Genomic DNA, 20,952 nt, shown 5'->3' on the forward strand with positions numbered 1-20,952 from the left:
TGTCTCACCAATTTTTCAAGTTAAACTTCCTATTGCACAATTCAGCTCGCTCATAGCCTGCGTCTACGTGCCTGAATATGCCCATTGCCGGATCGTTGAACAATACCCGTCTTAAACAAGCGTCAGCCCGATCCGTACCGTCCGCCAAAACAACCATACCGGCGTGCTGTGAGTAGCCCATTCCCACACCTCCTCCATGATGAAAGGAAACCCAGGTAGCCCCACTGGCGGTGTTGCTCATAAGATTTAATAAAGGCCAATCAGACACGGCGTCCGATCCGTCGAGCATTGCCTCTGTCTCACGATTTGGCGACGCCACTGAACCACAGTCTAAATGGTCCCGGCCAATAACAATCGGCCCCTTTACTTTACCACTACGTACCAAGTCGTTAAACAGCAAGCCCGCTTTCTCGCGTTCACCCATTCCCAGCCAACAAATACGAGCAGGCAGACCTTGAAACTTTACTTTTTCACGGGCTTTCAACAACCAATTACGTAAACCTTTATTTGCAGGAAACGTTTTTATCAGGGCTTCGTCTGTGGTATAAATATCCTCCGGATCTCCCGATAGGGCAACCCACCTGAAAGGGCCTTTGCCTTCACAGAATAAAGGACGTATAAAAGCAGGTGTGAAGCCCGGGAGGTCGAACGCATTGGTGAGCCCGCCTTGTCTAGCAAATTCACGTAAATTATTTCCATAATCGAACGTGATTGCCCCCTTTGCCTTCAAGGCCAGCATAAGTCTTACATGTCTGACCATACTTTTAATTGACAACTCCTTGTAATGTGATGGGTTAGCCGTTCTTAATTTAAGTGCTTCTGAAAGTGAAAGGTTGTGAGGAATATAGCCATTGATGGGATCGTGGGCAGAGGTTTGATCGGTTAATATGTCCGGTATTATTCCGTGATCCAATAGTTGTTGGAGTAGATCTCCCGCGTCACTCACTAAGCCTACAGATAACGGTGTTTTGGATGATTGAGCCGCTCGGGTCCAATGAACCGCCTCCTCAAAAGAATCCGTCATTCGGTCTATATACCCGGTCTCGATCCTTTTCTTAATCCGAGAAGGATCTACATCAGCTCCTAGGAAAACAGCCCCCGCCATGGTGGCTGCTAAAGGTTGGGCTCCACCCATACCGCCAAGTCCTGCGCTTACTAATAATTTTCCCGATAGGTTGGCATTGAAATATTGCGCAGCACAGGAAACAAAGGTTTCGTAAGTGCCCTGTAGAATGCCCTGTGTACCTATATAAATCCAACTACCCGCCGTCATTTGACCATACATCATTAGTCCCCGGCTCCGAAGTTCATTGAAATGGTCCCAGGTCGCCCAAGCAGGAACTAAATTGCTATTAGCAATTAAAACTCTTGGTGCTTCGGGATGTGTACGTACGACCCCAACAGGTTTGCCTGATTGAATAAGCAGCGAGTGATGTTCATCCAGCTCTAATAGAAGGGTAATTATTTGGCGAAGTGATTCTTTATTTCTGGCAGCTTGTCCAATGCCTCCATATACCACGAGTTCTTCAGGGTTTTCGGCTACTTCCGCGTCTAGATTATTTAACAACATGCGTAAGGCCGCCTCGGCTTGCCAATTTTTGGCATGCAGCTGATTTCCAACAGGGGCCTTGTAAAAGGGATGTTGTGCATATTTTTCAAGAAAGCTGGAACTGTTCATAATCTTTATCATTTAGGTTTATTTGGTATTTTAATGCCACTTCGTTCGCTCGAGCAACAAACTTGCCACTGGCAATTAAGTTTTTTAAGTGTTGTATATCCGTTGAGAAGATCCGGTCTTCCTCCGCATAAGCAACCTGCGATCGCACGAAGCTATGACATGCTTCCAACACGGAGGTTGAGCGAATAGGATGCCTAAAATCCAAAGCTTGGGTAGCATATAACAGTTCGATGGCCAAGATGTATTCTAAATTCTCGATAACCTTATTTAGTTTTCTACCGCTAATGGATCCCATTGAAACATGGTCTTCCTGTCCTAAAGAAGTGGGAATACTGTCGGCACTGGCGGGAAAGCACAAGCCTTTATTTTCGGAAACCAGGGCTGCGGTTGTGTACTGTGGAATCATGAAGCCTGAGTTCAGCCCGGCATCCTTTATCAATAACTTCGGCAGTCCATAACGGCCTTCGATAATCAGGTAACTTCTCCTATCCGAGATGTTCCCCAATTCCGCTGCTGCTACAGTAGCATAATCTAAGGGAATTGCTAAAGGCTGTCCGTGAAAATTTCCACCACTTATTGTATCCAACGAACCTAAAATTACCGGATTGTCTGTAACTGAATTTAATTCGATTTCTGTTAATTGTTTTAAGTGAAGCCAAGCAGTACGCGATGCCCCATGCACTTGAGGGATACAACGGAGTGAATAAGGATCCTGTATTCGGTCACAATTGACATGTGATTGAATAATTTCCGACTCCGCTAATAAAGCCCATATTCTACTTGCGACAAAACGGTTGCCCGGAAAGGGCCTGAGCTCATGAAGACGCGGATCAAATGGTTTCGAAGAACCCATCAACCCTTCTAAAGACATAGCACCGATAAGATCAGCGGCATCTAAGGCATTGTGAAAACGCGCTAAGGCATGAACCGCATGGGCTGCAATAAATTGAGTGCCATTGATAAGTGCCAAACCTTCCTTTGGGCCCAACTGGAGGGGTTCGATGTTTTCTTGCCTTAATACATCGCCTGTATCGCTCATGCGTCCCTTGTAGTAAACGTTACCTAAACCAATAAGTGGTAAGAATAGATGAGAAAGTGGCGCCAGATCACCGGAAGCGCCAACAGAACCCTGAGCGGGTACGCAAGGGAGTATATCTTTTTCGATGAACCAATGTATCCGTTCGATGGTCGACAACCTGATACCGGAATAGCCTAAACAAAGCGCATGTAATTTAATGATAAGCATGATCTTTGAAATTTCGGTAGATACGAACTCGCCAACACCTACAGCGTGGCTCATCAATAGATTGTGTTGCAGTTTGGCCGTGTCTGAGGCTGATATTAACGTGTCGCACAAAGGACCGAAACCGGTGTTAATGCCATACACTACTTTATTCTTATCTACGATTTCGTCTACATAGGAGCAGCTTTGCGTAATATTGGATATAGCCTCGTTTGTAAGAATACCTTTCAGATTACCATTAGCCAGTGCTAACGCTTTTGCAACGGTTAGTCGATCAATTCCATACTTAAATACCATAAACATAAGATTTAATGTGCAAGTTGCATGTCAGCCAGTATGCATTCACCAAGCGGTTTCGCTTTCAACGCGTTTTCCAATTTGCTTAGGCGTTCAAGAAAGCCGGTAAGACTTTCCTCTTCGGCTTCAAATGCCGACATAATAGATTCGATGCTTTTCCAGACCGGTTTTATGTCGTCTAACATTTTCCGGCCGAGTTTGGTTAAAGTGACAACCTGTTTCCGCCCATCCTGTTTGTCACGTACGCTTTTTACCAACTTTTTCCGGCGAAGATTGTGGATCATCTGACTAACGGATGAATGCGAAATCTGTAGACGATTGGAGAGGTCAACCAACGAAATGTCTTCCGTTTTCGAAAGAATATAAAAGAAAGAAAACCAGCTTGTGTCAAAAGGAATTCCCAGCTGCTGATAAACGCTGTTTAATTCGCTGATATAATATTCACTCAATCTTCGTAAGCGGCTGCCAAATATGAGATAGCCAGGGGTTCGGTAAAAGTCCATAATTGATTTGTATAAGTACTTATACAATTATACAATATTGTATGATAAAAAGCAAGAGGAGAGGGGATAGGTAGTCGGGTTGTTGAATAGAGTTTTAGTGATGAATGTTGCCTGCCCGCCGATAGGCAGGAGTGATGAGCGATGAATAATTTTTTTTTGTGCGTGGAAAGTTGACAGGAAGCTTAAAGTGTTGAACATAGGATATAAGACATAGGATAGAGGTCTTGATACTATTCGCAACCCACAACCAATAACCAATAACCAACAACTAATAACCAACAACTAATAACGAATAACCAACAACTAACAACTAATAACCAACAATCTCTTGCGAGTTTGAAATATAAAGCATATCTTTGCGCTTCAAAATTTAAAACAAATATTAATATCTAAACAATTAACAATGTACGCAATAGTAAATATAGCCGGACAGCAATTCAAGGTTGCAAAAGACCAGCATCTTTTTGTAAACCGTTTACAAGGGGATGAAGGCGCTAGTATTGAATTTGACAATGTATTGTTAGCAGAAGACGGTGGCAAGTTTACAATTGGAACTCCAAGTGTAGCTGGTGCTAAAGTTTCGGCTAAGATTTTGTCGCATTTAAAAGGAGATAAAGTGATTGTCTTCAAAAAGAAACGCCGTAAAGGATACAAGAAGAAAAACGGACACCGTCAGCAATTTACGAAAATCCAGATAACAGATATTACTCTTTAATTGATTTTTAAATAGACGGCTTGGCCGTCATAAATAAAGATAAGATATGGCTCATAAAAAAGGTGCGGGTAGTTCGAAGAACGGTCGCGAATCACATAGCAAAAGATTAGGTGTAAAGATTTTTGGCGGTCAAGCTGCGATCGCAGGAAATATTATTGTTCGTCAAAGAGGAACCAAACACCATCCGGATAAGAACGTAGGAATGGGTAAAGATCACACTTTATTTGCTTTAGTAGATGGTAAAGTTGTTTTTACCAAAAAAGCAAATAACAAATCTTACGTATCGGTAATTCCAGCTGAAGTTAAAGCAGAAGCTTAAGCCATTGCGCTTTTAGCTTTAAAATATACAAAGCCGCAGGTAAATATACTTGCGGCTTTTTTTTGATCTGTCTGTTAAAGTGAAGCCTTCAAAAGGAGTCTTCCACTTTTGTAAAACTTTTGTTATTAACCGAAAAGACCGCAGGCCTAACCGCTTTTATACCTGCAAAATCTTAACTTATCCGTATTAAATGTACTTAAAACGATTTTATTAGTTGCTGAGCGACAGGTGTTTGTATCTTTTGTTTTTGGATTTTTCAGCTTGGTTTGTGTGTTTTTTCAATGAAATGTAATATATGTTGATAAAATTATCGAAAAAAGTATAAAATGTTGCAAATATTGAATAATTTTTCTTTAATTTGTAAACATTTATAATTGTTAATTTTAGCTATTAAAAAATAAATTTATGTGTGGAATTATTGGTGCATTTGACCTAAAAGTAAAGTCTCAGGACTTGCGTGCCCAAGTGTTGGAGATGTCGAAGAAGATTCGCCATCGGGGGCCTGATTGGTCAGGCATATTCAGCTCAGACAAAGCGATATTAGCCCATGAGCGATTAGCCATCGTAGATCCAAAATCAGGAACGCAGCCTTTGTATAGTGAAGACGGAACAGTTGTTCTTGCCGTTAATGGTGAAATCTATAATCACCGTTTACTTCGCGATCAGCTTCCAAATTACAATTTTTCCACAAATTCTGACTGTGAAGTTATCTTAGCGCTTTATAAAGAAAAGGGTGTTGATTTCTTAGAAGATCTAAATGGTATTTTTGCCTTTGCTTTGTATGATACAGAGAAAGACGTCTATTTGATAGCACGAGATCATATCGGTATCATCCCGTTTTATATGGGTTGGGATAAAAGCGGCAATTTCTACGTGTCTTCCGAGCTGAAGGCCTTAGAAGGTATTTGTAACCGCATACAGGAGTTTAAACCTGGTCATTATATTTACAGTGCGCAGGGACAAGAATTACAACGTTGGTATAGAAGGGATTGGGAAAGTTATGAAAGCGTTGCAAATAATGAATCGGATATCGCCGCGTTGCGAAAAGGATTGGAAGATGCCGTTCATCGGCAGATGATGTCCGACGTACCTTATGGCGTCTTATTGTCTGGCGGTTTAGATTCATCCATTATAGCGGCTATCACTAAAAAATTTGCGTCCAAGCGAATTGAGTCGGACGACAAGGAGAATGCCTGGTATCCTTCGTTGCATTCCTTTGCGGTGGGATTAAAAGGTTCTCCGGATCTAGCGGCTGCACAAAAAGCGGCTGAGCATATCGGTACAATTCATCACGAAATTCATTTTACTATACAAGAAGGCTTGGATGCCATAAGAGATGTTATCTATCATCTGGAAACTTATGATGTAACCACGATCAGGGCGTCTACTCCCATGTACTTATTGGCACGGGTGATCAAGTCAATGGGCATTAAAATGGTGTTAAGTGGAGAGGGATCTGACGAGCTTTTTGGAGGTTATTTGTATTTTCATAAAGCACCGAATGCAAAAGAATTTCACGAGGAAACAGTCCGTAAGTTAGGTAAACTTCATTTATACGATTGCCTTCGCGCCAATAAATCACTAGCGGCATGGGGAATTGAAGGACGTGTACCTTTCCTTGACAAAGAGTTTATGGACATTGCTATGCGCCTAAATCCAGCGGATAAAATGGCAGGAAATGGCAAGATGGAGAAATGGATATTGCGAAAAGCTTTCGAGGATTATTTGCCGGAAAGTATTGCATGGCGCCAAAAAGAGCAATTCTCTGATGGGGTGGGATATAGCTGGATTGATACGTTGAAAGAACAAGCAATGAATGCGGTGTCTGACGAAGAATTAGCGAATGCTAAATATCGTTTTCCAATAAACCCACCGATGTCTAAAGAAGAATATTTTTATAGAAGTATTTTCAGTGAGCATTTTCCTTCCGATTCGGCGGCCGCATGCGTGCCATCGGTGAAGTCGGTAGCTTGTAGTACGCCGGAGGCGTTGGCTTGGGATGCCTCATTCCAAAACTTGAACGATCCATCGGGTAGGGCGGTGTCAAGCGTACATAACGAAAGTTATGACAAAGAAAAGGCGGCTGTTTAACAGCTTATCGTAAGATTCATTTAAAAAAAAGTAGTAATAGGTGCCTATTACTACTTTTTTTTAAATGAAAAGCCAATACTAACAAAAAATGGGGTGAAAATTTTCGTATCGATTAATAACTTAGCTCGTCTGATACAGCTCATTAATACTTTTTGCGTATATTTTTTCAATGACCTTTCGCTTAGCTTTCAGTGTTGGTGTAAGCTCACCGGCATCAATACTAAAAGGCTTTCTCTTTACTTTAAATGACCGAATACGCTCAAATTTGGCCAGTTCATTGGATAGTCTTTTGATATCCTGTTCTATCCAATCGATAATAGCAATATCTTCAATGAATGGATCCTCTTGATTAAAAAAACTTTCGCGAAGATTAAAGGTCTCTTTCAATAACTCTTGATTGGGAACAATGAGTGCGGTTAAATATTCCCTGTTGTCACCAATAAGAAAGATTTGCTCGATTCGTTTACTTTTCAGGTACGTATTCTCTACCGGGGTGGGATATACATTTTTTCCGTAGGCATTAACAATCATATTCTTGAGCCTATCAGTGATTTTTAAATTTCCTTTATAGAATTTTCCAATATCACCTGTATGGAACCATCCGTCGCTATCGATAACATGTTTGGTTTCTTCCGGTTTATTCCAATAACCTTTCATAATGCAATGACCACGAATAATGATTTCGCCTTCTTCGGTCTCAAGATTCGGATCAAAGCTAGCGTGACTTTGTACGGTATGTATCTTTAGGCTTTCAATGTCCTGAATGGCGATTTCTATTCCGGGCAGTACCCGTCCAACTGTTCCGTAAACTTGCCTGTGGAATTCCGTGACGGCTACCACCGGCGAGGTTTCGGTAAGACCATATCCCTCTAGAATCTTAATTCCTATGTTTCCGAAGAACTCGCCCACATTCTGGGGCAATGCACCTCCGCCGGAAATCATGAATTTTAGCCTTCCGCCTGTTTTTTCTTTTATTTTGTTAAAGACAAGCCGCTCGGCCAAATTATATTGTGTGGTTAAAATCGGTCCGGGTTTTTTGCCTAACTCTTTTTTTTCTCGATATTGCTTACCTGTACCCAATGCCCATTTAAAGATGGCTGCTTTAGCACCTCCGCTTTGGGTGCCATTTTTCATCGCTTTGTCATGTATTTTTTCCAAGAGCCTCGGTACGGCGCATATTACTGTCGGCTTTACTTCATACATGTTTTTGGCCAACAGATCAATGCTTTGGGCATACGCTATTTTTGCTCCAAGTGCTAGACACACGTGATAGGTAGCTGTACGTTCAAAGACATGAGATAAAGGAAGAAAAGAAAGAAATGTATCATGTTGGTCTACTTCCAAAATTTGATCCAAACAAGCCCTCACGTTATTAGTTAGGTTTGAGTGGGTGAGCATCACACCTTTAGGTGTGCCCGTGGTGCCGCTGGTATAAATCAAGGTGGAGATGTCCGACATTAAAATACCTTCTCTTGCACTCGCAATATCTTTTTCATAAGCTGTACGTAAAAGTGCTCCGTCGTGAAGGATCTTGGCGAAAGGCACTACGCCTGCTTGGAGCGTCAGGTTTTCGGTATACTTTTCGTAGCCATCGAATGTGGGTATAATACGAATTAATGCCTCACAGTTGTTCGCAATCTTAAGTATCTTTCTCAGTAGAAAGGGTGTATTTACGATAATCGTACGCGCGCCGGAGTCATTCAAAATATATTCTGTGTCCGATTCGGGAAGCGTGGGGTATATCGATACGTTGACAACACCAATTTGTTGTAATCCTTGATCAAAATAGACATAGTCAGGACCATTTTCAAGTAAGAGAGCCGCCCGATCGCCCTTTTTAAGACCGATAGAGAGTAAGTATGCTGATACCGCCTGAATATGATCAAGAGCTGTTCGATACGAGATTTCTTTCCACTGATTGTCTTCATGATGAATTAGAAAAGTCTGTGTGTCGGGATGAATATGCTCCACTACATTTCTGAGCAAGCCCGGAACCGTCATATCTTTAGTGATAGGATTCATTCTTCGGAATAATTGTGTCTAAATGTAACTTATCTAAGTTTATAACAAAACGCAAACATAGATAAAATGCTTGTCATTCATGCATAGGCAATGAAAAATTTGCTCAAAAGGGTAATATCGGGACCATTTATCGTTGCAGGGAGCAATCGGTTTTCTGATAAGAAATTGAAAAAGCAGACTTGTCGTCGGTGAATTGCCTTCCTGTTTGCTGGTTTACACTAAATGGCTTCTGTTTAAGTTGTTCACCCTGCAAAAGAAATACCGTACGCAGCGTGTCCTTTATTCCTTCTTGTGCAAAGTGCCAGACCACATCTACGGTGTCTCCACGTTTTATACCGGTGAGGGTGCCCGTTCTACTGTCTTTTTCAAAAGGAATCCAACTGTATTTTCCGGTTACCCTATTACCTAAAATGGACAGATTGATAAACGTTGAGTCTTTTGAGGATGTCCCTTCTAACCGGAAGAAACATAGTTCTGTCGGTCTATGACTTGTATCTACAACCGTTGTATCGCTCCGAAAACTGCTGTCGGCCCAATTAGCATGTTTTTTTCCTTCAGGTGCCTGGTTACATGCGGTTAAAAAGATGCTTACTGAAATGATGCCTAAGCCCAGTTGCGTAATTAATGTTTTCATATATTGATTTTACTGAATTCTGAAAATAAAGATATAAAATGCCTTTGATATCTTACTGCTGTAATGCGCCTTTTGTTTGACACAGATATTACATACGCTAACCGTTAAAGTTTATCTTTGTTTAATAAACACACTATGAGGAAGGTTAAACAGATGACCTCGGAAATACAAGCATTGGTGAAAGAGCAAGTATTTGATGCAGTTTGTCAATATATGTTTGATTACTTGTTTTATTCTCCGAAATTTCCCTTACGTTCAAGTCAGCAGGAGCTATTGGCACGTTCCAGACAAATCGAGTTTTCGGTTTTCGATTCCTATTTTGATCATCAGGAGCTTTTGGTTAATGCATTTGCTTGGGGAAATGGTGATCAACTTGTACTACTAACGCATGGTTGGGCTTCTAAAGCAGCTGATTTCTATTATCTAATTGAACGTCTTTTGTCCAGTTCACGCTGTACAGTAATCGCATTTGATGCTCCTGGTAATGGTTCTTCGCAAGGAAGGTTGACTAATCTCTTATTATATGTTGAAAGTATTCGAAAAATAACCAGGCATTTTGGTATCCCAAGCGTTTTAATTGGTCACTCTCTAGGTGCAATGGCCAATATCATCGCTTACAAAGATTTCGTCGTAAAACCAACATTGTTGGTCAGCCTAGCTCCGTTAATTGATCTCGAAAGCTACTTTATCACCCAAATGACAACAGCTAATGTGCCAATTGATGTGCAGCGACAATTTTTCCGCGATTTTAAAAAGTCGTTTGATATTGAGGTTAGTTATTTCAACCTGAATAACCTTTACAATTACGCCTGTGAAAACCACTTGCTTTTTTACGATCGTCTTGACGAAATCTCACCATTTAGCTTTATGCAGGGATTTCTGCAAAAACATGGCGATATCAAACATAAAGCCTATGATGGGACCGGTCACCATCATATGGTTAAGAGCGAAGCCCTAATTAACGAACTGCTTGAACAAATGAACAGACTTTTGTTATCATAGCGATTCCGTCACCGACTGCTTTAGTATGTGAACTGCTTCTGTGAGCTCATTCGTGTTGAGGTCTCCAAAGCCTAATCGCATAGCCGTTGTCAATTCATTTTGGTAAAGTAAGGTTTGCGGCAAATGAAGGCCGTATTTTGCACAGTTTTTGCTAATTCGCATCAGATTCAATTCTTTTTTCCACAAAGACCATAATGCTAATCCCCCCGGTGGAGATTTGAAGGAGGTGTAATCACTCAGTTCATTCTTTAATAAGGTAGACAGATGGGTACAACGCTGTTCGTAAACTTTAATCGCTTTTTTTAGGTGTCTATGAATTTCTCCTTCCGTTAATAACTCGCCCAGTGCTTGTTCCATTAACATATCGCTTTGTCTGTCAACGATTCGTCTGAAACGTCCGATTTCTTCTATCAGGTTTTGCGGGGCAATGATGTAACCGGTTCGCAAACCCGGTGCGAGCGTTTTGCAAAACGAGCCGATATATACAACCATGCCTTGACTGTCTGCACTGGCGAGGGGTAATACCGGACTGCTCGTATAATGAAAATCGTAATCGTAATCGTCTTCAAGAATGATAAAGCCATATTTACTCGCCAAATTGAGCAATTCGATTCGTCGTTCAGCACTTAACGTAACCGTAGTCGGATAATGATGGTGTGGTGTTATATATACCATCCGTATAGTTTCTTTTTCACAAAGCGCTCGGATGGCTTCTACAGAGATACCCTCCTTGTCTACCGGCACAGCATGTAGTTTTGCACCAGCCTGTTGAAAAATCATATTGGCGATATAATAGCTGAGGTTTCCTACAACAACCCGCTCACCGGTATTAATGAGGACGCTGGATGCCAAATAAATGCCCATGTGTATACCGCGTGTCGTCAATATATTCTCTTTTTTTATGGGAAGGCCGCGTGAATTGTTCAGATAGTATGCCAAACTATCGCGATAATATTCGTTGCCTTCCAAATGAGAATACCCTAAATGTCTTACACTCGTTTTTCTTCTTAGTACACCTCCGTAAATTTTCGCCAAACGATCTAAAGGAGCTATTCGCGTATCAGGTAGACCATCGCTGAAGGCTAAGTGGCAAGTCGATAATGCGATCGGTCGATCCAACAGGATGCGCTGTTTAAACGAGAAGCCGGTTTTTTTTGGATAGCTGGCTAAATAATCACTGTCATATTTTATAGGATCAGGCAAGTCGTTGTTAAGACGGTTTCGAATAAAGGTGCCTTTATTCGGAATGCTCTGCGTCCAACCTTGCGTATACAGTTCGTCATAAGCTGCAATAACCGTTTTTCTATGCACACCAAGATCTTCGCTAAGCGCCCGACTTCCAGGTAGTCGTGTGTCGGTAATTAAAACGCCGCGTTGAATAGCATTGATAAGTTGCCGTGCAATCTGTAGGTATATGGGTGTATTGCCTTGCTTGCTCAACACAATAAGACTTTTAAAAGGAATTTTAACCGGACTACTCATGAAGTTAAAACTGGACTATATGTATCGTCCGGCAAGATACTACTTTTGGCTAAAATTCAATAGCAATGAAAGATTTATTATACGATATCGTAGCAGACGATTACGCTCATGCCAAATTTCTAAACACGTTATCGCTAATGGAAAACAGTGGCGCCTGCAAAATATCAGCAATTAAGGACAACGCGTTACTCAATTTAACCCTACTCAAACATGCAGCCGAAGAGCATAGGCACGCTTATCATCTAAAAAGGCAGAGTCGTAAGTTAGGGACTTATTGCAATACTTATCAGACACATGAACTGTTGGCGCCCATAGTGAGCAAACAATATCTTGACAGGCTAAATTTAGACGTATATCGATACTTTAAGGACGTCTTAGCCGTTTCTCCTGATCGTTTACGCTTTTATGCCTACCTAATGGTGACTTACATCATTGAGTTACGGGCGGATGAGTTGTACCCACTCTATCAGGAAGTGCTCCTGCGTCATGGAAGCAAAGTTAATGTCAAGGCGATTATACAGGAAGAAAAGGGGCATTTAGAAGAAATGGTCAACCAGCTTACCGAATACGATGGAGAATGGCGACAACATGCATCTTACCTCATCATAAAGGAGCGGCGTATTTTTTCAGATTGGATCAACCGGATAAAGCAAGATTTGTATGAAAGCGATGGATCTGTACATGCTTAAAGCTTTATCGAAAAGGAAGGACGAAGGTTGTCTCCGGCAATTAAGGGTTCCCAATGGTTTGGTTGACTTTTGCTCCAATGATTATTTTGGTTGGTCGAGATCGCTGGCCAATAGAGCGTTTGTCGACTGCTTACAATGCGATGGATCATTTATTATAGGATCCACCGGCTCACGCCTAATCTCCGGTAATAGTTTGTTGGCAGAAGAGGTAGAGGGCCAGATTGCCCGGTTTCATCAAGCAGAATCGGCTCTTCTCTTAAGCACAGGCTACTTGGCTAATCTAGGACTTATATCAGCGCTCGCTAAACGAGGCGACTTCATTGTTAGAGATGAATGTGTACATGCATCTGCTGTTGATGGTTGTCGTCTCAGTTTGGCAACCACCCTTCATTTCAAGCACAACCAGATAACCGATCTACGCAGGAAGTTGGAAAAATATCGCAGTGGAAAGTGTTTTGTGTTAGTGGAGAGCCTTTACTCCATGAACGGCGACTTTGCACCTCTTAGCGATTTAATTGACGTATGTGATCGGTACAATGCGTTGCTGATCGTTGACGAAGCGCATGCAATTGGTGTATTTGGAGGCGGATTGATACAATTGCTGGGATTGGAAAAACGGGTTTTTGTACGCGTCGTTACGTTCGGGAAAGCACTGGGAGTACAGGGAGCTGCTATTTTGGGAAGCAAGATATTGCAGGACTATCTTATTAATTACTGCCGTCCCTTCATTTATAGTACGGCCGCATCCTATTGGCAATTATTAGCCGTGCGACTAGCTTATCAGCGTTTGGCGAGGGCAGAATGCGATCAAGCTTTACTTCAAGCAAAATGCTTGCTTTTTAACCAAGCATTGGGAAGGGAAGTGCGAGGCCCTTTTCTCAGTCCAATACAAATTATCTATGGTAAAAGTAACCAGGAAGTAGAGCAATGGAGCGAAATACTGCAGCATCATGGTTTCGATGTTTCTGCAATAAAAAGCCCTACCGTGAAACCAGGCCGCGAATGCTTACGGGTTTGCCTCCACAGTTATAATAAAGATGAGGATATCATACGCCTTGTCTTCCGTCTGAAACAGCTAATTAAAAATGAATAACGGCATTTAATGCGGTTAAAGTATGGTATACACAATAACCTATTTTAAGAAAATGAATGAAAAAAATATCTTCATCACGGGAATCGGCACCGGGGTGGGAAAAACGATTGTCTCAGCGGTATTGGCATCTTATTGGAAAGCCGACTATTGGAAGCCAATTCAGTGCGGAGACTTAGACAATACAGACAGTGAACGAGTCAAGCATTTGGTAAATGCGGAATCGACACACATTCATCAAGAGCGATTTCGGCTGCAATTGGCGGCTTCGCCACATGAGGCGGCTGCTGCGGAGAACATTGCTATTCACCCAGATGATTTTCAACCACCTTTTACTGCCAATCGGTTGATTATTGAAGGGGCAGGTGGCTTGCTCGTGCCTTTATCAGGTGATTTCTTTATGATTGATTTAATAAAGCAACTTGGTGCAACAGCCATATTGGTGATAAGAGACTACTTGGGCTGCATTAACCACAGTCTTCTTTCCTATGAAGTTTTACGTAGAAAAGAAGTTCGTATAAGGGCGCTGGTATTTAATGGCAATATGAATAAAGCTTCCGAAGAGGCGATAGAGAGTCACGTTTCCGAGGAGATTCCTATCATCCATGTTCCTGAATTGAGTTCAATAAATAACGAAGCGATCCGTTACAGTAGCTTACACTTATCGATAAATAGTAAAATAAAAAAAAATGAATCAGCAAAATAAAATTCGCAACGATTGGTCGATCGAAGAAGTACGCCGTATCTACCATATGAGTTTGTTGACTTTAACTTACGAGGCGGCACACATTCATCGCCAGTGGCATGATCCGTCTACAGTTAAGGTTTGCACCTTACTATCAATAAAAACAGGAGGGTGCCCGGAAGATTGTGCATATTGCGGACAGGCCGCCAGGTACCACACCAATATTAAGGTTAAACCATTAATGGACGTAGGAGAAGTGATAGCTTGTGCAAAAAGGGCAAAAGAGTCTGGATCAACACGCTTCTGTATGGCGGCGGCATGGCGTGAAGTACGGGATAACCGTGATTTTGATAACGTATTGGAAATGGTTAAAGGTGTGTACGCCTTAGGGCTGGAAGTCTGCTGTACCTTGGGGATGCTAACGGCTGATCAAGCAAAACGCTTGCGGGAAGCTGGCTTGTCGGCTTATAATCACAACCTCGATTCTTCAGAAAATTATTATCAGGAGATCATAAGCACGCGTAATTTTAACGACCGATTGAATACCTTGGAGTATGTCAGGCGAGCTGGCATATCGGTCTGTTGTGGTGGAATTATTGGTCTAGGAGAATCAGCAGAGGATCGGATCGCCATGCTTCACAAACTGGCCACTATGCCGAGCCATCCAGAATCGGTGCCGATTAATGCCTTAGCTCGCGTCAGTGGTACGCCATTGGCAGATTTGCCAAAGGTGCAGATATGGGAAATGGTACGAATGATTGGAACAGCTCGTATTTTAATGCCAAAAGCGATGGTACGGCTCAGTGCAGGTCGATCCGAAATGTCTACAATCGAACAAGCCTGGTGCTTTCTGGCAGGTGCTAATTCTATTTTTACAAGTGAAAGCGAGGAATTGTTAGTAACACCGAACCCGAAGCTGACGGAGGATAGAGCAATGTTTGAGTTGCTGGGGCTTCATCCATTCTCCTTAAAAGAAAATCAAAAATTAGATTTAGGTTAACTTATGAATCACGAGACAACACTCTCACAGCGTGATGTAGCGGCTGTTTGGCATCCCTATTCACAGCTGCCGATAGATGGGCCTCCCATCGCTATTGTTGAAGGAAAGGGCGTCTACCTTTATGCAGAAGATGGGCGTTCCTATATCGATGCGATATCTTCTTGGTGGGTTAATTTACATGGACATGCGCATCCTTATATTGCGGAGCAACTTTATAAGCAATTGCACAAGTTGGAGCATGTGATATTCGCCGGTTTTACGCATTCGCCTGCTATCGAGCTAGCCGAGCGCTTATTGAGCATTTTACCGGACAACCAGCGTAAGATATTTTATTCCGATAATGGGTCTACTGCGGTTGAAATAGCATTAAAAATGTGCTTGCAGTATTGGCATAACACTGGACAATGTAAAAAGAAAATTATTGCGCTGAAAGACGCTTACCACGGTGATACCTTTGGCACCATGTCGGTGAGTGCAAGAAGTAATTGGACAAAACCCTTTGAAAATTATCTCTTTGAAGTTATCTTCCTGGAAGTACCAAACGAACTCAGTCTAAAAACAATTAAAGAAAAATTGTATGCTATTCGGCAGGAGGTTGCTTGTTTTATTTATGAACCGCTTGTGCAAGGATCGGCAGGCATGAAAATGTATGAAGCTAGTCACTTGAGTGAGCTGTTGTGTTTCTGCAAAGAACTCGGTATTTTACTTATACAAGATGAAGTATTTACGGGCTTCGGACGAACCGGAAAGCTCTTTGCTGCTGATTATTTGCACACACAACCGGATATCATGTGTTTATCGAAAGGCTTAACCGGCGGTACACTTCCCTTAGGTGTCACATCGTGCACGGAACCGATTTATCACGCTTTTTTATCAAATGATCGAACGAAAACGTTGTTCCATGGTCATTCTTATACAGCGAACCCACTAGCATGTGTTGCTGCATTGGCAAGTTTAGACCTGCTGCTTAAAGAGGAAACCCGGCTTTGTATACAAAGGATAACAACACGCCATATCGATTTTGCGCGATCCATTAGAGGGCATCGCAACGTACAGACAATCCGCTTTTTAGGAACAATTCTGGCTATTGAATGGCGTTCGGACGATGTAACGAACTATTTTAACCCCTTAAGAGATCAACTCTACGATTACTTTTTGCAAAAAGGGATCTTAATGCGACCATTGGGCAATGTGATTTATCTATTACCCCCATATTGCATAAAGGATGAAGAACTTGATTATATTTATGCTACGATTCGCTTGGCGCTGGAAGAGGTAGGGTAGAGGCGTGGAACTTGTAAAAAATTTAAGAAATTATATAATGTCTTCTTCATTTTCTTTACCGAACTTTGTGTGAAATCGCTAATAACAATGGATATCGCTGACATGAGATTATTCGTTAAAAATATGGTATGCAATCGCTGTGTGATGGTGGTCAGACAAATTTTGGACACGATGGGCATTCAACCCGTATCGGTAAGTTTAGGCGAGATCGCATTAAAGGAGGCCCTACCTAAAGAACGGTATCACATGTTGAGAGAGGAATTGACTGCGGTTGGATTCGAACTTCTTGATGATAAGAGGCAAAAATTGGTTGAAAAGGTGAAGACCTTGTTGATCGAACGGATACACAACGTTGACGAAATTAACATGAAAGTGAACTTCTCCGTTTTTCTCCAGCAACAGCTAACGATTGACTATAACTATCTTAGTACTTTATTCTCGCAGACAGAAGGGCTTACGATTGAGCAATTTATTATTTTGCAACGTATTGAAAGAGCTAAAGAACTACTTGTATATAATGAGCTGACATTGAGTGAGATCGCGTATAAACTGGGTTATAGTAGCGTTCAACATCTATCTACGCAGTTTAAAAAAATCACCGGGTTAACACCCTCTCATTTTAAGCAAATTAAGGACCGGAAAAGAAAACCTTTAGATCAGGTATAGGGTTCGGCATATGAAAGTGAAGGGGCTTAAGTTTTGATTACTCAAACCGTCCGCTTGTTTGATGCAAATTAAGTATGCTATCCTGATTCCTTTTATAAAGCGGAGGATAAGTCTTCATCCGGTAATACAACAATTCCCTCAAGTGTTAATTCATCTTCGTGCAGTAGCAAATCTTCAATTGCCAATACGTTATCTTCATGCAAAGGAGCTTCTTTTGCATTACTTTTTAGTTCTTCAACAGGATAGTTTGAAATAGCAAAAACCTGGGTGTTATTCCTCTTAGCTTTTGGTATCAATGCGGTATACCCGTTGAGCTTCAGCCTTCTGAGTAAATCTATGCTAAGTAACTGTTCCATAATCGGTTTTTTTTGAAAATATGTATATTCATCTTCAATAACCTTCACGAATCTCTATATTGCTGTTCCTAAGTGTAGGATTCATAAGGTTTTTTTATATTAACCTTTGAAAAGATAAAATGTTTGATTAAACACGCGATGCAATGTTAAACAGCTATGAAGAAAAAGCCTATCGGGAAATGCAGGATTGGAAGCAGCGTATGTTAAAAGCCCCTTCGGTTAGCAGCAAACTGACAAAAGGGATTCAGACAAAAATGAATGCGCTCATTCCCGAAAAGATCCATCAAGTTATCACGGTAACAATCGAGAAAATGGTGAAAGCGGTATTGTTCGGCTCACAGTATACAAGCTCTACCATAAAAAAGGGAAGGTCATTGCAGTTGCAGGAAGCATATGTAAAACGGGTAGGTAGACATTATAAAAATGCGGCGACCATCGAAGGTGCCGTGACGGGAGCAGGGGGGATTTTAATGGGACTTGCAGATTTTCCCGCTTTTCTGGCAATTAAAATAAAGCTGTTGTTTGAGATCGCATCTATTTACGGATTCAATGTAAAAGACTACAAGGAGCGCTTATTTATCTTATATGTTTTCAAAATTACTTTCTGCAGCCAGCAGAAACGAAAAGAGATCTTATCAAGAATGGAGAATTGGACAACATTTATACAAACACTTCCATCCGATGTGGATCATTTCGACTGGCGGGATTTTCAGCAGGAATATAGAGATTATCTTGATTTGGCAAAATTAGCACAGCTAATTCCTATTATAGGGGCTGTTGTAGGAGCTGTTGCTAACAATAAATTAACCGAGCAACTGATGACAGTGGCTATGAACAGTTATCGACTGCGTTACTTTAAGCAAATAGATCGACTGGAAGCGGGGACTTAACTAGCGCTTACTACTCATTAAATAAGTAATGACACCAATTATTACAACCCCTAATGCCGACTCTGTCGAATGGAAAAACATGAGATACAATAGGAGCGTAATTAATAAGAGAAACCCAATAAAAAGAGCGCCTCGTTTTATGCCCATACTTACTGATACAATAAGTGCTAATATGTAAATCGGTGCAGCAATCCAAAAAATGATCATGTATCAAAAATACAGTAATGCTGTAAATTTTATGTTAATTGAATATTAAGAAATATTCAGGAAGAAGCCGATACTTGCCATGGACAAGTCTCTTCGAGTTGCCGTAACTTTATTTCGTCTGTTAAGTCGAGCCTCAGCGGAGTGACAGAGGTATAATTATTTTCGACAGCCCAGCGATCCGTTCCTTTTTCCGCAGGTTCTAAGGGGGTAACGGTAAACCAGTAGTGTTTTCTTCCCAAAGGATCCGTCCCGGGTATAATCGTTCCGTCGTAAAGCCGCACTGATTGTTTTGTCCAGGCGATCCCCTGGGGATTACTCGGAAAGTTAACATTATAAAGGCTTAAGGTTGTACGTTGTAACAACTGCTCAAGCACTTGGTGTACATGAGGAGCTAATAAATCAAAATCAGGTTCTGATTTGCCTACCGGTGTACTTAAGGCAATTCCTTTAATGCCTAATAAGACAGCTTGCTTAGCCGCTGCAAGGGTCCCTGAATGCCACATCGCATTTCCCAAATTGGTCCCCATATTAATGCCTGATAAAACAACATCAATGTGGTGATATAAATGTGTTCCAAGTGCAACACAGTCTGCCGGTGTTCCATTGACGCGATAGGCGTTAATCCCAGGGAATTCAACAGGTGATTTTTTGTAAGATAAGGGTCTTGAGTGAGTTACTGCATGTCCCATGGAGGATTGTTCCACATCAGGGGCTACTACGGTTACTTCTCCAAAGTTGGCTGCAATTTTCGCTAGGGCCGCAATGCCCGGACTGTATATCCCATCGTCGTTCGTTACCAATATTCTCATAGCTAATTCCTCTTATTCTTAATTAGCAAACATCTAAGGCTCTTTAATGTTTTTAAAATGTGCCATTGATGCACTAATACTATATGAAGGAAACCATATTGATTTTGCATAACCCTAAAGCGGGTGATAAAGACCACCAAAAAAATGAATTGGTAAATGCAATAAAAGAAGCGGGATATAATGCGATTTATAGCTCGATACGACAAAAAAAATGGCAGAAAATCGATAAGGCTATTGATATCATCCTAATCGTGGGGGGTGATGGAACGGTGCGGAAAGTGGCTAGTGTTTTACTTAAACGAACATGGTTGGATAAGAAGCTATTATTAAGTCTTTTGCCAATGGGTACAGCTAATAATGTCGCCTTAACATTAGGTAGTCCGGATAACATAAAAAAATTACTAAACCGTCTGGCAAAAAAGAATATCAAAAAAGTAGATGTGGGCGCGGTTGATTTAGGCGTTGAGCAAAATTTCTTTTTGGAAAGCTTCGGTGTTGGTTTGCTACCTAAACTCATGCGAGAAATGGAAAAGATAAAAACTGATAATCTGGAAAGCAAAGAAGATGAAATTAGTCTGGCATTACATACGCTGTTGACGATTAGTTTAAGTTACGAAGCAAGACAAGCTCATATCACTATTGACGGAAAAAAAATAACAGGGAAATACTTACTTATAGAAGTGCTCAACATTTGTTCAATAGGCCCCAATTTGAAGCTGGCACCTGAGGCGGATATGACCGACGGCCTGTTTGAAGTCGTCTTACTGGAGGAGGGCCAACGAGACGTTTTTATCGAATATGTAAAAAATGTGGCATTGGGAAAGACAAAAAAAGGGCCCTGGAAAATTATAAGGGGGCGAGATATTCAAATACAATGGGATGGAACGTGGATACACGTAGATGATGAATATGTTCAATTAAAAGACAAAACAGACCTCCTCGTGGAGGCCCGTCCGCAAATATTGGATTTTCTGAGCTAATCCCGCTATTTAGATGAGCGTTTCGCAGGTGAATCGTTTTATTCTGAACATTCTTATGACGTCAACAATAATATCACGTTTATATTCAATCCGGAACACCTTATCGCTGTCTTCGAGATCAAAATTAAATCTGCCATCAGGGTATTGCTTTTTAAGAAGCTTAATAATATGGTCAGCATCTTTTTTATTGGTTACATCCGTTCTAAATACAGAAATTAAGTTGTGAGGCGTTGCCGATGAAGGAAGATTAATGACGGGTTTAAATTTTCCTAGTGTAAATGCTTTCATTATAAAATGTTGTTAAATGGAA

At 41.3% G+C, this 20,952-nt stretch carries 21 protein-coding genes; 12 read left to right on the top strand and 9 right to left on the bottom strand.

Going from position 1 to position 20,952, the window contains the following annotated elements:
- Nucleotides 1–4: 4 nt before the first annotated feature.
- Genes hutU through FKG96_RS14330 form a run of 3 tightly spaced genes read right to left on the bottom strand, consistent with a single transcriptional unit; the run spans nt 5 to nt 3,721 of the window.
- Nucleotides 5–1,678 (bottom strand): urocanate hydratase, encoded by a 1,674-nt coding sequence (hutU, locus tag FKG96_RS14320; protein ID WP_168204564.1) that lies wholly within the window; start codon nt 1,676–1,678, stop codon nt 5–7.
- A complete protein-coding gene (hutH, locus tag FKG96_RS14325) occupies nt 1,656–3,218 on the bottom strand; it encodes a histidine ammonia-lyase (RefSeq protein WP_013666564.1) in 1,563 nt (520 codons plus the stop codon). The genes hutU and hutH overlap by 23 nt, the downstream gene beginning before the upstream one ends.
- Before the next feature lie 11 nt (nt 3,219–3,229).
- Entirely contained in the window at nt 3,230–3,721 is a 492-nt protein-coding gene (locus FKG96_RS14330; protein WP_130857821.1) for a MarR family winged helix-turn-helix transcriptional regulator, read from the bottom strand.
- 403 nt (nt 3,722–4,124) lie between these two features.
- Here FKG96_RS14330 and rplU point away from each other — a divergent pair, with 403 nt between their 5' ends.
- From rplU to asnB, 3 genes are all read left to right on the top strand, one after another.
- A complete protein-coding gene (gene rplU, locus FKG96_RS14335) occupies nt 4,125–4,436 on the top strand; it encodes a 50S ribosomal protein L21 (RefSeq protein WP_013666566.1) in 312 nt (103 codons plus the stop codon).
- A gap of 46 nt (nt 4,437–4,482) precedes the next feature.
- Nucleotides 4,483–4,755 carry a 50S ribosomal protein L27 gene (gene rpmA / locus FKG96_RS14340; RefSeq protein ID WP_013666567.1) on the top strand — a complete coding sequence of 91 codons (273 nt, stop codon included), beginning with the start codon at nt 4,483–4,485 and terminating at the stop codon, nt 4,753–4,755.
- A gap of 405 nt (nt 4,756–5,160) precedes the next feature.
- Nucleotides 5,161–6,846 carry an asparagine synthase B gene (asnB, locus tag FKG96_RS14345; protein ID WP_013666568.1) on the top strand — a complete coding sequence of 562 codons (1,686 nt, stop codon included), beginning with the start codon at nt 5,161–5,163 and terminating at the stop codon, nt 6,844–6,846.
- A 120-nt stretch (nt 6,847–6,966) separates the two neighbouring features.
- Here the strand turns inward: asnB and FKG96_RS14350 are convergent, their stop codons facing one another.
- Together FKG96_RS14350 and FKG96_RS14355 are read right to left on the bottom strand one after the other, a co-directional pair.
- Nucleotides 6,967–8,868 carry a long-chain fatty acid--CoA ligase gene (locus FKG96_RS14350; RefSeq protein WP_149105678.1) on the bottom strand — a complete coding sequence of 634 codons (1,902 nt, stop codon included), beginning with the start codon at nt 8,866–8,868 and terminating at the stop codon, nt 6,967–6,969.
- 127 nt (nt 8,869–8,995) lie between these two features.
- Complete coding sequence (locus FKG96_RS14355; protein ID WP_013666570.1) at nt 8,996–9,502, bottom strand: hypothetical protein; 507 nt, start codon at nt 9,500–9,502, stop codon at nt 8,996–8,998.
- A gap of 135 nt (nt 9,503–9,637) precedes the next feature.
- On the opposite strand from FKG96_RS14355, the gene FKG96_RS14360 reads away from it, so the two are divergent.
- A complete protein-coding gene (locus FKG96_RS14360; protein WP_149105679.1) occupies nt 9,638–10,504 on the top strand; it encodes an alpha/beta fold hydrolase in 867 nt (288 codons plus the stop codon).
- Here FKG96_RS14360 and FKG96_RS14365 read toward each other — a convergent pair.
- Nucleotides 10,499–11,947, bottom strand: coding sequence for a PLP-dependent aminotransferase family protein (locus FKG96_RS14365; RefSeq protein WP_246860288.1), 1,449 nt, complete (start codon nt 11,945–11,947; stop codon nt 10,499–10,501). The two genes, FKG96_RS14360 and FKG96_RS14365, sit on opposite strands and share 6 nt — an antisense overlap.
- 104 nt (nt 11,948–12,051) lie before the next feature.
- On the opposite strand from FKG96_RS14365, the gene FKG96_RS14370 reads away from it, so the two are divergent.
- The 6 genes from FKG96_RS14370 (at nt 12,052) to FKG96_RS14395 (ending at nt 17,400) form a co-directional block, all read left to right on the top strand.
- Nucleotides 12,052–12,675, top strand: coding sequence for a hypothetical protein (locus FKG96_RS14370; protein WP_149105681.1), 624 nt, complete (start codon nt 12,052–12,054; stop codon nt 12,673–12,675).
- Nucleotides 12,647–13,768 carry an aminotransferase class I/II-fold pyridoxal phosphate-dependent enzyme gene (locus FKG96_RS14375; RefSeq protein ID WP_149105682.1) on the top strand — a complete coding sequence of 374 codons (1,122 nt, stop codon included), beginning with the start codon at nt 12,647–12,649 and terminating at the stop codon, nt 13,766–13,768. The genes FKG96_RS14370 and FKG96_RS14375 overlap by 29 nt, the downstream gene beginning before the upstream one ends.
- A 22-nt stretch (nt 13,769–13,790) precedes the next feature.
- Nucleotides 13,791–14,471, top strand: a complete 681-nt coding sequence (gene bioD / locus FKG96_RS14380) for a dethiobiotin synthase (protein WP_149105683.1) — start codon at nt 13,791–13,793, stop codon at nt 14,469–14,471.
- Nucleotides 14,455–15,450 (top strand): biotin synthase BioB, encoded by a 996-nt coding sequence (gene bioB, locus FKG96_RS14385; protein ID WP_149105684.1) that lies wholly within the window; start codon nt 14,455–14,457, stop codon nt 15,448–15,450. The genes bioD and bioB overlap by 17 nt, the downstream gene beginning before the upstream one ends.
- Nucleotides 15,451–15,453: 3 nt before the next feature.
- Complete coding sequence (gene bioA / locus FKG96_RS14390) at nt 15,454–16,734, top strand: adenosylmethionine--8-amino-7-oxononanoate transaminase (RefSeq protein ID WP_149105685.1); 1,281 nt, start codon at nt 15,454–15,456, stop codon at nt 16,732–16,734.
- A gap of 102 nt (nt 16,735–16,836) precedes the next feature.
- Nucleotides 16,837–17,400, top strand: a complete 564-nt coding sequence (locus FKG96_RS14395; RefSeq protein ID WP_013666578.1) for an AraC family transcriptional regulator — start codon at nt 16,837–16,839, stop codon at nt 17,398–17,400.
- Nucleotides 17,401–17,492: 92 nt separating this feature from the next.
- On the opposite strand, the gene FKG96_RS14400 is transcribed toward FKG96_RS14395, so the two are convergent.
- Entirely contained in the window at nt 17,493–17,756 is a 264-nt protein-coding gene (locus FKG96_RS14400; protein ID WP_013666579.1) for a hypothetical protein, read from the bottom strand.
- 143 nt (nt 17,757–17,899) lie between these two features.
- On the opposite strand from FKG96_RS14400, the gene FKG96_RS14405 reads away from it, so the two are divergent.
- Nucleotides 17,900–18,646, top strand: a complete 747-nt coding sequence (locus FKG96_RS14405) for an EcsC family protein (RefSeq protein WP_130857812.1) — start codon at nt 17,900–17,902, stop codon at nt 18,644–18,646.
- Nucleotides 18,647–18,909: 263 nt separating this feature from the next.
- On the opposite strand, the gene surE is transcribed toward FKG96_RS14405, so the two are convergent.
- On the bottom strand, nt 18,910–19,662 hold the full coding sequence (gene surE / locus FKG96_RS14410) for a 5'/3'-nucleotidase SurE (RefSeq protein WP_013666582.1): 753 nt from the start codon (nt 19,660–19,662) through the stop codon (nt 18,910–18,912).
- An 83-nt stretch (nt 19,663–19,745) separates the two neighbouring features.
- Here surE and FKG96_RS14415 point away from each other — a divergent pair, with 83 nt between their 5' ends.
- Nucleotides 19,746–20,642 carry a diacylglycerol kinase family protein gene (locus FKG96_RS14415; RefSeq protein WP_149105686.1) on the top strand — a complete coding sequence of 299 codons (897 nt, stop codon included), beginning with the start codon at nt 19,746–19,748 and terminating at the stop codon, nt 20,640–20,642.
- Between the two features lie 9 nt (nt 20,643–20,651).
- Here the strand turns inward: FKG96_RS14415 and FKG96_RS14420 are convergent, their stop codons facing one another.
- Entirely contained in the window at nt 20,652–20,930 is a 279-nt protein-coding gene (locus FKG96_RS14420) for a hypothetical protein (RefSeq protein WP_013666584.1), read from the bottom strand.
- Nucleotides 20,931–20,952 lie beyond the last annotated feature (22 nt).

This window comes from Olivibacter sp. LS-1 (assembly GCF_008245145.1).
Lineage (GTDB): Bacteria > Bacteroidota > Bacteroidia > Sphingobacteriales > Sphingobacteriaceae > Olivibacter > Olivibacter oleidegradans.